Origin of the sequence: Paenibacillus segetis (assembly GCF_014639155.1) — a bacterium.
In the GTDB taxonomy this organism is placed as follows: domain Bacteria; phylum Bacillota; class Bacilli; order Paenibacillales; family Paenibacillaceae; genus Fontibacillus; species Fontibacillus segetis.
This window is the reverse complement of record NZ_BMFT01000001.1, coordinates 1,407,004-1,418,479: the sequence shown is the minus strand read 5'-3', so window position 1 is coordinate 1,418,479 and position 11,476 is coordinate 1,407,004. Positions and strand designations below refer to the sequence as shown.

The 11,476-nt window shown below is 42.8% G+C and carries 10 protein-coding genes; all 10 read right to left on the bottom strand.

The window, feature by feature from the left end; all coding sequences use genetic code 11:
• Positions 1-8: 8 nt before the first annotated feature.
• The 10 genes from fliF to sucD all read right to left on the bottom strand — a co-directional run bounded on the left by fliF (position 9) and on the right by sucD (position 11,443).
• On the bottom strand, positions 9-1,598 hold the full coding sequence (gene fliF / locus IEW05_RS06500) for a flagellar basal-body MS-ring/collar protein FliF (RefSeq protein WP_188536942.1): 1,590 nt from the start codon (positions 1,596-1,598) through the stop codon (positions 9-11).
• Between the two features lie 31 nt (positions 1,599-1,629).
• The gene (fliE, locus tag IEW05_RS06495; protein WP_188536940.1) at positions 1,630-1,938 is read right to left on the bottom strand and encodes a flagellar hook-basal body complex protein FliE; all 309 of its coding nucleotides are present in this window, start codon (positions 1,936-1,938) and stop codon (positions 1,630-1,632) included.
• Positions 1,939-1,968: 30 nt separating this feature from the next.
• A complete protein-coding gene (gene flgC, locus IEW05_RS06490) occupies positions 1,969-2,424 on the bottom strand; it encodes a flagellar basal body rod protein FlgC (RefSeq protein ID WP_188536938.1) in 456 nt (151 codons plus the stop codon).
• A 29-nt stretch (positions 2,425-2,453) separates the two neighbouring features.
• Positions 2,454-2,858: a flagellar basal body rod protein FlgB gene (flgB, locus tag IEW05_RS06485; RefSeq protein ID WP_188536936.1), complete on the bottom strand. Its 405-nt coding sequence runs from the start codon at positions 2,856-2,858 to the stop codon at positions 2,454-2,456.
• Between the two features lie 601 nt (positions 2,859-3,459).
• Positions 3,460-4,863 carry an ATP-dependent protease ATPase subunit HslU gene (hslU, locus tag IEW05_RS06480; protein ID WP_188536934.1) on the bottom strand — a complete coding sequence of 468 codons (1,404 nt, stop codon included), beginning with the start codon at positions 4,861-4,863 and terminating at the stop codon, positions 3,460-3,462.
• A 147-nt stretch (positions 4,864-5,010) separates the two neighbouring features.
• Positions 5,011-5,553 (bottom strand): ATP-dependent protease subunit HslV, encoded by a 543-nt coding sequence (hslV, locus tag IEW05_RS06475; RefSeq protein WP_308420381.1) that lies wholly within the window; start codon positions 5,551-5,553, stop codon positions 5,011-5,013.
• 184 nt (positions 5,554-5,737) lie between these two features.
• Positions 5,738-7,069 carry a methylenetetrahydrofolate--tRNA-(uracil(54)-C(5))-methyltransferase (FADH(2)-oxidizing) TrmFO gene (gene trmFO / locus IEW05_RS06470; protein ID WP_373285822.1) on the bottom strand — a complete coding sequence of 444 codons (1,332 nt, stop codon included), beginning with the start codon at positions 7,067-7,069 and terminating at the stop codon, positions 5,738-5,740.
• Between the two features lie 20 nt (positions 7,070-7,089).
• A complete protein-coding gene (gene topA / locus IEW05_RS06465; protein ID WP_188536930.1) occupies positions 7,090-9,189 on the bottom strand; it encodes a type I DNA topoisomerase in 2,100 nt (699 codons plus the stop codon).
• An 88-nt stretch (positions 9,190-9,277) separates the two neighbouring features.
• Entirely contained in the window at positions 9,278-10,366 is a 1,089-nt protein-coding gene (dprA, locus tag IEW05_RS06460) for a DNA-processing protein DprA (protein WP_188536928.1), read from the bottom strand.
• Between the two features lie 147 nt (positions 10,367-10,513).
• Positions 10,514-11,443, bottom strand: a complete 930-nt coding sequence (gene sucD, locus IEW05_RS06455; RefSeq protein ID WP_188536926.1) for a succinate--CoA ligase subunit alpha — start codon at positions 11,441-11,443, stop codon at positions 10,514-10,516.
• Positions 11,444-11,476: the final 33 nt, after the last annotated feature.

Here is an 11,476-nt window from a genome sequence, read left to right as displayed (position 1 = left end):
GTTCACCTCTATTCTTCGGCCAGCCAAGTACGAAGCAAGTTGACGAATTCATCCGGCTTCTTCTTCGCCAATGTTTCCAGTTGTTTGCGCACTTGGTTCTCATTTGTAACTGTTTCAAAGTTAATGGAAGGAAATTCTGATAGAAGTGGTGGTGGTGTCTCTTCTTCCTCAATATCTTCCACATTCTTCCGGCGGCGGAACAACAACATTCCAATACCAGCTCCCGCAAGAAGAACAGCAACGCCAATCCCCCATAACCACGGGTTGGACAAGCTCAATGCATTACTCTTGACAACTTCACTATGGAAAGGTTGTGAGAAGACAGCAACTTTTTTCTGTAGATCAGCGTCTGTATAAGTAGTACCAGAGTCGGCTAAATACGAACCGACAATATTACTTAGAATGTTCTCAATAGCTGTTTGTGTATTTGGATCCAAAGAATTTTGACCCGCAGGTGGTTCAACAGCCACATTAATGGTTAAATCCTTAATAACATACGGACTAGCCACAATATCCTTCGTGATCCGGTTAACTTCATAATTGATTGTTGAGGACGACTTATCAGAGGTTGACCCTGATTGCGTATTTGCAGTAGGATATCCAGCTACATCCTCAGTTCCGGTTCCTGGAATACCACTATTGGAATCTCCTTGGCCGGTATAACTTTCCTGGATCTTCTGTGCACTAATTTCAATGCCTTTCATGTTCTCCGTATCAACAGGAGTTACAAGATTATCTTTTTCACTGATTTGATCGAAGTTCAGTTTGGATGCTACAAGCACTTCAACCTTATCCGGTCCAGTTAATTTGGATAGAAACTGTTTGACGCTTTGTCTTACATCGCTCTCAAACTTTTTCTGTAGAGCCATATTTTCTTGCACGGCGGTTGTCAATGAACCCGCTTGTCCGCCTCCTTGTCCTGTTGGCAACAGAACAGTATCATCACTGGATGATATAGAAATATTCTCAATCGGTAGATTAGGCACTGATGTCTTAACTAGATTAAAGTAACCATCAACGGCTTCCTGGGTAATTCGATATCCAGGCTTGAACTTGATAACAATTGAAGCCGAAGCTTTCTCCTGCTCATCTATACTCGCAAATACATTCTCTGAAGGCAGATTAATTAGAACCTTTGCATCACTAACTCCCTGCATTCGTTGAAGTAACTGTTCAACCTCGCCATTCAAAGCACTTTTGTATTTAACGTTGAACTCGTTATCCGTTGTGCCAATTAATGAAGAGCTTTCGTTGAATATATCCCAGCCGATCGATCCATTCTGAACGATTCCTTGTGATCCAACATCTACTTTAACGCGAGCCGACTGCTTACTTGGAACCGAAATACTCGTTCCATCTGTCCCTAATTTATAAGGAACGCCACCTGTTTCAAGGTAATTAATGATGCCTGCTGCATCCGCAGAATCCAAATTGGTAAATGCTACTTCATACTCCGTTTTGGAGAATTGAACCGTAAGTAGGATAATTGCAAGTAGTATAAATGCTAGCGATGACACCAAAAGTGTCTTTTGTTTTCTACTAAATTGGTTCCAGTAACCCGTTAATCTCCCCAGGTACTGGGTGATTCTCTCATTCACAATTTCACCTCATTCGAAGCTCTATAGTCTATTAAATTTGCGTACGCATAATCTCTTGATAAGCTTCTATCACTTTATTTCGGACTTGCGTAGTAAGCTGCAAACTTAACAAGGCTTGCTCCGAAGCGATCATCACCTGGTCGACACTAACTTGACCTAACTGAAATTGCGAATTCAGTGTTTCAACATTTTTCTCTTGTGCCGCTACTCCATTTAATGCATTCGTCAAATATGAACTAAATTCTTTGATTGACTCCGAAGGAGTTGGCATCGAAGGTTTATTAGGTTGAACAACACCTTCCAAAGCTTTAGTAGTATTTAAATTGATTGTTTGGATCAACGAACAACACTCCTGACTAAGTTTTATTTATTACTTCCCTATTTGTAAGGCCTTAGATATCATTGCCTTAGTAGCATTCAACGCAGTTACATTAGCATCGTAGGAGCGAGTAGCAGAGATCATATCTACCATCTCTTTCAAAGTATCCACATTCGGCATGTATACATATCCATCACTGTCCGCATCAGGATGTGTAGGGTTATACACTGGTTTGAACGCTGAAGGATCGTCTTGGATCGATGTAATTTTGACACCTTGACCTTGAGCGCTTTGTCCTGAGTTCATTGCAGAGCTCAACGTACTGCTGAAGCTTTGTTGCATTGGAGCCATAACTACCGTCTTGCGGCGATACGGAACCGCCTTACCGTCCACAACCGATGCTCTAGTTGTCTCAGCATTAGCAATATTGGATGAGATGACGTCCATTCTTAGCCGTTGTGCAGTTAAAGCCGATGAACTGATAGAGAAGCTGTTACTGATATTCAAGCAGTTTATCCCCTTTCAATACTGTTTTTTCACTTCGAAATAGCTGTTTGTTTCATTTTAATTTGATAATTTAATTGTTCTATGTACGCATTATATCGAAGCTGATTTTCAGCTAGTAAACTCATTTCACGATCAATATCCACATTATTCTGATTATTATTCATTGCTGTTGTCTGATCCGTGGTTACCGTTGGATCGGGCGTGCTATTCGAAGGTCCTATGACAAAATGCCTAGGATCTGTAGTTGTCCCACGAAGTGTTGGCATCTCACCATTCATTTCATTTTGCAATAAACTCTCAAATGAAACAGATGATCGTTTAAAGTAAGGGGTATCATTATTTGCAATGTTATTTACTAGAACACTCTGCCTCATATTAGCAGCTTCAATTGCGGTCTCTAATCGATTAAATCCCGCACCACTCATTATCTGCATTTACTCTCCCCCTCATGTTATCCTCGAAATTTCTATCACAACTTATTCAACAAAACAACGTGCAGTCCTTCTTTTTTCGACAATAAATTCGACAATCATTTTGAATAATAAATTTTTCCATAATTAATTCGCAAATTAAAACATATTAATAATGCATAACTTAAGTTTCTAGCAGATTCGACATTATTACAATAAGAAAAAAGCCCTATCTTTAAAAAAAGTAATGAAAAACCGTTCATTTTTTGGTTATTTATCTCATATTTTAGAATAAATTACCGAAAAATTGACGACAGAAAAAAATAATGGCCGCTAGACCACTTTTATTGGGTCTAACGGCCTTGAATTATGGTATTGTGATCATTTTTACAAGTCCTAGCTAAAGAGGTTGCTCAAAAAGTCATCTTTTGATCACGAGGCATATCAAGAAGTGGATTCGACATCGAATATTAAATTCAGCCGGGCCTTCCGGTGCTCACATAGGTTCTGCCTACGTTCCGCTCCTCAATCCCTATCTTCATTCAATCTTCTGAGGTGTTTTGAAAAAACGCTGCTTCGTAAGCTTAAGCTCTTGGTGCTGAAAATCCGACTTTTGAACTCAGATTTAAAGAATAAACTGGCTCAGATCACGATCTTTAGCAATATCCCCTAATTTCTCACGAACATATTCTGGAGTAATCACCATGGTATCAAGCGTGAGCTCAGGCGCTTCAAACGACAGATCCTCTAACAACTTCTCAAGAATTGTATGAAGACGTCTCGCTCCTATATTCTCCGTATTCGAATTGACAGAGGCAGCAATCTTGGCAATCTCCCTTATCGCTTCAGTTGAGAATTGAATATCGATATTTTCGGTGCGAAGTAACTCAACATACTGTTTAGTTAATGCATTCTGAGGCTCAGTAAGTATTGAAACAAAGTCTTCAAGGGACAAACTGCTCAGTTCAACCCGAATCGGGAAACGACCTTGGAGTTCCGGGATCAGATCAGAAGGTTTAGCAACGTGGAATGCTCCTGCAGCAATAAACAAAATATAATCGGTCTTAACCGGTCCATATTTCGTCATGACGGTTGATCCTTCAACTATTGGTAAAATATCACGCTGTACACCTTCACGGGATACATCCGGCCCTGAGCCCTGTCCACGACTAGCTACTTTATCGATTTCATCGATAAAAATAATCCCTGACTGCTCAACCCGACTCACCGCTTCTTGTGTAAGGTCATCCTGATCAATCAGTTTAGCCGCTTCTTCTTGAATCAGCACTTTCCGTGCTTCTTTGATACTTAGCTTACGTTTCTTCGTACGTCGAGGCAACAGGCTACCGAACATCTCCTGCATATTCATCCCAAGCTGATCATTTCCTTGGCCAGCAAACATATCCATCATATTAGGAGCGTTGTCCTCCACATCAATCTCTACTGTGTCACTCTCTAATTGACCAGAGAGCAGCTTAAATCGAACTTGGCGACGGCGTTCAGTCAAGTTGCTATCTTCCTCTGTATCTTCCTGGGATGGTGGTGTGGAGTTTTGATTGTTTCCAAACAACATCTCAAACGGATTTCTCCCACTCTTCGACTTACTATCTGACGGGACGAGGATATGCACTAAGCGTTCATTGGCAAGTTCTTCGGCTTTATCTTTTACATTCTCAGTTCGCTCCGCCTTAACTGCCCGGATCGCTGTTTCGATCAGATCTCGCACCATAGACTCGACGTCTCTTCCAACGTATCCAACCTCTGTAAATTTAGTCGCCTCCACCTTGATAAAAGGGGCCCCTACCAGCTTAGCCAAACGTCGAGCTATTTCTGTTTTTCCGACCCCAGTCGGACCAATCATCAGTATATTCTTCGGTACAATTTCATCCTGTACATCCTCGCTTAAGAGGCTTCGACGATAACGATTACGCAGTGCAACCGCAACTGATTTCTTCGCCTGCTTCTGTCCTACAATATACTTATCCAATTCAGCAACAATTTGTCTTGGTGTTAAGTTTCCGTTAGTCATGAGACGTCCCTCCTGAAAGGTTTATTGGTAGCATTGACATTACTAATTCTCTTTCACGAAAAAAAGTCCGGTAAGCCCGGACAATCAATAAATGGACCAAGTCCAAACGTGAATGAGTATCACAAGGACGAGGTCTAGGTCGCTCCATCAAAGTTCTTCTACAATAATATTGCTATTAGTGTAGACGCATAGCTCTGAAGCCACCTGAAGAGATTCACGGACGATATCCTTAGCTTCAAGATGAACGGCATGTCGTTTTAGTGCTCTAGCTGCTGAAAGGGCGAAATTCCCCCCAGAACCAATAGCCAGAAGATCATCATCAGGCTCGATGATTTCTCCTCCTCCAGATATGAGTAGCATGCCAGACTTATCCATAACAATCATCAGCGCTTCTAGCTTACGAAGTACTCGGTCTTGTCGCCAATCCTTAGCAAGCTCTACTGCAGCTCTCTGTAGATTGCCATGATGCTCCTCTAACTTTCCTTCGAATTTCTCAAACAGCGTAATTGCATCAGCAACTGATCCTGCAAAACCAGCTATAACTTGACCACGGTACAATCTGCGAACTTTTTTGGCTGTCTGCTTCATAACGACGCTTTCTCCAAAGGTAACCTGTCCATCTCCGGCAATCGCACCCTTACCATTATGACGAACAGCACAAATTGTAGTGGCATGAAAAGTTGGAATCATGTTAACCGCTTCCTTCCATCTCTTATCTACATTTAAAGAGGTAGTTCAAAAAGTCATCTTTTGATCACGAAGTATATCAAGGGGCGTAGTCGCATCGAATCTTGGATTCAGCCAGGCCTTCCGATGCTGAAAATCCGACTTTTTGAACACATATTCAAGCATATTCCATCAACAAACAAACCATTCAACCCAATTTACTTTCGGCAATAAATGCAGACATACTATCTAGTGCACGATGAGCAAGTGCTTCCTTCTTCTCCGCTTTTTTACGGTAGCGAATATCTAGATTAGGAAATAATCCGAAATTCGCATTCATCGGCTGAAAATTCTCAAAGTCGGCTGTAGTAATATACCTCGCCATACTTCCAAGCGTTGTATCCTCAGGAAAAACGATCCCTTCCTCGCCACATGCTAGCCGAGCAGCATTAATTCCCGCAAGAAGACCAGATGCTGCAGATTCAACATAACCTTCAACCCCCGTCATTTGACCCGCAAAGAATAGCTTAGGCTGACTCTTTAACTGATAAGTAGGTAAAAGCAACTTAGGCGAATTAAGAAATGTATTCCGATGCATAACACCATAACGTACAAACTCAGCTTTCTCCAAGCCAGGAATCATGGAAAACACACGTTGTTGTTCTCCCCATTTAAGATGAGTCTGGAAACCAACCAAATTATAAAGTGTTGCTGCGGCATTATCCTGACGAAGCTGTACGACAGCGTGCGGAATTTTTCCTGTTCTTGGGTCGGGCAAGCCAACCGGTTTCATCGGGCCAAATAACGCTGTTTGTTTGCCTCGACGCATCATGATTTCAATCGGCATACAGCCTTCAAAATATACTTCTTTCTCAAATTCTTTTAATTGAGCTACCTCAGCAGTTATAAGAGCTTCATAAAATGCATCGAATTCTTGCTCATTCATCGGACAGTTAAGATATGCTGCTTCTCCTTTATCATAACGAGAAGCAAGATATACCTTATCCATATCGATTGAATCTTTATCCACAATGGGAGCAGCAGCATCATAGAAGTAGAAATAATCCTGACCCGTTAGCCGTTGAATCTGCTCCGACAATGCCGGAGAGGTTAGGGGGCCTGTAGCTATTACTACGATTCCATCTTGAGGGATCTCGGTGATCTCCTCGGTTACTACTTCTACTAGTGGATGCTCGTGCAACGTCCGGGTAATCTCTCCAGAGAAACCATCACGATCTACCGCGAGTGCACCACCTGCGGGTACGGCATTACGATCAGCCGCACCTAGTACAAGTGAATTCAACATCCGCATTTCTTCTTTTAGAACACCAACTGCGTTGGTTAAACCATTCGCCCGTAACGAATTACTACATACGAGCTCAGCAAATTTATCTGTATGATGAGCCGGTGTCTTTACTACCGGACGCATTTCGTATAATGTCACCGGGATACCTCGGCTCGCAATCTGCCAGGCTGCTTCGCTACCTGCCAGACCCGCTCCGATAACGGTAACCCTATTTGTTGAATCTGCCAAATGAATAACCCCCAGTTGTCATTGTTTTATTCTTCGGAGGCGTCGTCGTTATCTTCAATAAGCTCCGTAAAATCACAGGACGTACATTGTAGCTTACCGCCCTGTTTATTCCGCTTCTCTACGAGCATCGACTCGCATTTCGGACATGGCTTCGTTGAAGGTCTATCCCATGACACAAAGTCACACTCTGGATAACGATCACAACCATAAAATACTCTACCTTTCTTACTGCGGCGTTCCACCACATGACCTTCTTTACATTTAGGACAAGCTACGCCTATATCTTTGATGATCGGCTTCGTATTCCGACAATCAGGAAAACCGGAACAAGCCAGGAATTTACCGAACCGCCCCAATTTGTAAACGAGATGTCTTCCACATTTTTCACAAATCTCGTCCGAAACCTCGTCTTCAATTTCGATTTCCTTCATTTCTTCTTCTGCAACCTCAAGCCGCTTCTCAAACGTCTCGTAGAAATCACTCAATACTTGTACCCAATCTTCTGATCCTTCTTCTACATGGTCGAGATTACCTTCCATGTTGGCAGTAAATTCTGCATTGAGGATTTCCGGGAAGAATTGCTCCATCTGCTCAATAATTAACTCACCAAGTTCAGTAGGTACAAATTTCTTCTCTTCAATCGCTACATAACCACGTTTCTGAATCGTTTCCAGTGTCGGCGCATAGGTACTAGGACGTCCAATTCCGAGCTCCTCTAGCGTTTTCACCAAACGGGCCTCCGTATATCTTGGTGGCGGTTGGGTGAAATGCTGTTTCGGTTCGATCTCCTCGGTCTTGAGTTTGTCTCCACTCTGCAGTGGTGGCAAAAATTTATCATCATCTGTTGTTCCATCGTCATTACCTTCGACATACACCTTCATAAATCCATGGAATCGAATCTTGGAACCTACAGCACGAAACGTTGTATCTCCTGCGGCGATATCTACAGATAATGTATCTAGTAAGGCTGAAGACATCTGACTTGCCATGAAACGTTCCCAGATCAGTTTATATAAACGGTACTGCTCACGGCTTGTAAATGCTTTGACAGAATCTGGATCACGCAGAGCTGAAGTTGGGCGTATAGCTTCATGCGCATCCTGTGCGTTGGCTGCCTTTTTGGAATATTGGCGCGGTGTTTCAGGTACAAAGGTCTCACCATATTTACCTAAGATAAATTCCTTTGCATCTTCTTGGGCTGAGGCCGCTACACGCGTCGAATCTGTACGCATATAGGTAATCAGACCAACTGTACCTTCTTTACCAAGGTCCACCCCTTCATACAACTGCTGAGCGACAGACATCGTCTTGGCCGCCCGGAAGTTTAGCTTACGAGCAGCTTCCTGTTGCAGTGAACTTGTTGTGAACGGTGCAGCTGGATGACGGAGACGTTCTTTTTCCTTCACATTCGTTACATTGAATTTAGCGCCTTCAATAGATTTTAAAATTTCGTTGACTTGAGCTTCGTTAGTAAGTTCCAGCTTCTCGCCTTTATAATGATGAAATTTAGCTTCGAAAGCGGAATCCTTAATTTTTAATTTGGCTGTTATACTCCAATACTCTTCAGGAATGAACTCCGAAATTTCATTCTCCCGATCCAAGATGATCTTAACCGCTACGGATTGTACCCGCCCAGCAGAAAGACCCTTCTTAACCTTCTTCCAGAGCAACGGACTAATTTTGTAACCGACAAGTCGATCTAGTATCCGTCTGGCCTGTTGAGCATTAACAAGATCCATATTGATTTTGCGCGGAGTTTTAAATGCATCTTTAACAGCTTCTTTTGTAATCTCATTAAATACAACCCGGCATGTTTCAGTCTCATCCATATCAAGCGCATGAGCTAGATGCCAAGCGATAGCCTCACCTTCACGGTCAGGGTCAGCCGCTAGGTATATTTTTTTAACCTTTTTACTAGCATCTTTTAATTCCTTTAATATAGAACCTTTTCCACGAATCGTAATATACTTCGGACTGAAGTCATTCTCTACCTCAACCCCAATTTGGCTCTTAGGCAAATCACGAACATGACCCATCGAGGCCTTCACGATGTATTTGCTTCCTAAGTACTTACCTATCGTCTTCGCCTTTGCAGGCGATTCCACGATGACAAGAGAATCCGCCATAGGTTCATCCTCCTCTCGAACATAACAGTCTAATTTATCCTGATTATCATATAGGCCATATTATTAAGCCACTCTCAGTTGGAATGAACTATATTAGTTTATAAACAGAACCAGGCAGTTGTACCACCGCTTTTTTCATGATTAAAGATAACAGAACTGAATGTAAAAGTCCAAAATCCCATTCTGATAAATTCATCAGCTCATCAAAACTACGGGTTCCCTGCTCCAACATATGGTATATGCGCTGCTCCTCATCTGTCAACTCGTAATCTGTCAGACCTTTGTTCATATCTACTTTTTTCCCTTGTGACCAAAGGCCATATTCCTCTAAAATATCGCTCGGATCCGTTACGATTTTGGCACCTTGCTTCAGTAATTCGAGGCAACCTCGGCTCTTGGGTGAAGTGATCGGGCCTGGAACAGCGAAGATATCTCGATTGGCATCCAGTGCGCGATCTGCGGTTATCAGCGATCCACTGCGGGCATCCGCTTCAACAATTACAGTTCCACGGGTTACTCCCGCTATGATGCGATTTCGCTGAGGAAATAGACCTGGATGCCCTGCCGTTCCTATTGGATACTCGGATATAATCAACCCACGTTCAGCAATCCGTCTGTATAAGGAGCTATGCTCTGGTGGATAGGCAATATCTATGGCAGTACCAAGTACAGCTATCGTTGATCCAGCACAGTTCAGAGCAGCTTCATGACACACACCGTCAATACCTTTCGCAAGTCCACTCACAATCGTAACACCGTGGGCACAGAGCCCCTCAGTTAACATTTCGCCTACCTTGCGTCCATAAGCGGTTGGGAGGCGCGTTCCTACCATCGCCACCGATAGGGTAGATAACAATCTACTATCACCTTTAGCATAAAGAACCCATGGAGGGTTATTGGTTTCCTTCATTAATATGGGATATTCTTCATCCCAATACGAGATAAATTGAATCCCTTTCTTATCCATTTTCTCTACTCTTTCTTCTACCCAAGAGGCAGTAAATCGACTCGACATTTCGTTTGCTAACTCCGTACTTAGTCCCCGCTGTATCCAATCTGCAGGTGTAAAGTCCAAGGCATTTTCCCATTCATCATCAAATTTCACTATATTCGATATTCGCTTCCATCCCAATCCTGGACTACCATCTAACCCTATCAGTATCCACTTCTTATCCATTTCAAACTCCCCCATTCAATATATTTGGAACACGATCAATCAATTTAACTAAAAATTACCAATAAAAAATAACAAAAAAAAGCAACCTCCTGGACCTGAAATGGCCTAGAAGGTTGCTTACCTTTGCTATATTGTACCAAATAATTACTAGTGTGTCGTGCAGAGATTAAGAATTCCCCGCTCTTCGAGCACGCTAACTAACGTGGAGCCCATCTCTGAAGGCGTTGGAGCCACTTTGATTCCACAGGATTCTAATTTATTGATCTTTTCTTCAGCTGTACCCTTTCCTCCGGAAATAATGGCACCTGCGTGGCCCATTCTTTTTCCTGGAGGTGCAGTAACGCCACCAATAAAGCCAACAACTGGTTTCGTCATGTTATCACGAATCCACTCTGCTGCCTCTTCTTCTGCCGTACCCCCAATTTCACCGATCATAATGACAGCTTTCGTTGCGTCATCATCATTGAATCGACGTAGAATATCGATGAACTCCGATCCTTTGACCGGATCTCCACCAATTCCAATTGCAGAAGACTGTCCGATTCCACGTGTCGTTAACTGATGAACCGCCTCATAAGTCAGCGTCCCGCTACGAGATACAACACCAACATGACCTGGTAAATGAATATATCCAGGCATAATGCCAATCTTGCATTCCCCTGGAGTAATAACACCAGGACAGTTAGGTCCGATCAGCACAGAAGACTTACCTTCCATATAACGCTTCACCTTAACCATATCTAGCACGGGAATTCCCTCCGTGATACAAATCACGAGCTCGAGTCCTGCTTCAACGGCTTCCAGTATAGAATCTGCGGCAAAAGCTGGTGGAACATAAATAACACTTGCAGTAGCTCCCGTCGCCTCTTTTGCTTCCTTCACCGTATTAAACACAGGTAGACTTACAGTGTTACCATTGTCCAGCGCTATATCAACTACAGTACCACCTTTACCAGGTGATGTTCCGCCCACCATTTGCGTTCCGTAATCAAGGGCACCCTTGGCGTGGAACAGGGCAGTTTTCCCAGTAATCCCTTGGGTGATAACTTTTGTATTTTTATCGACCAAAATACTCATGATTAGAACCTCCACTTCATGGTTAAGGTGAAT

Bases quoted from the DNA above. Each gene is read 5' to 3' on its own strand.
- flgB (WP_188536936.1), bottom strand. From the start codon at position 2,858: ATGCAGATAATGAGTGGTGCGGGATTTAATCGATTAGAGACCGCAATT.
- hslU (WP_188536934.1), bottom strand. From the start codon at position 4,863: ATGACTAACGGAAACTTAACACCAAGACAAATTGTTGCTGAATTGGAT.
- hslV (WP_308420381.1), bottom strand. From the start codon at position 5,553: ATGATTCCAACTTTTCATGCCACTACAATTTGTGCTGTTCGTCATAAT.
- topA (WP_188536930.1), bottom strand. From the start codon at position 9,189: ATGGCGGATTCTCTTGTCATCGTGGAATCGCCTGCAAAGGCGAAGACG.
- dprA (WP_188536928.1), bottom strand. From the start codon at position 10,366: ATGGATAAGAAGTGGATACTGATAGGGTTAGATGGTAGTCCAGGATTG.
- sucD (WP_188536926.1), bottom strand. From the start codon at position 11,443: ATGAGTATTTTGGTCGATAAAAATACAAAAGTTATCACCCAAGGGATT.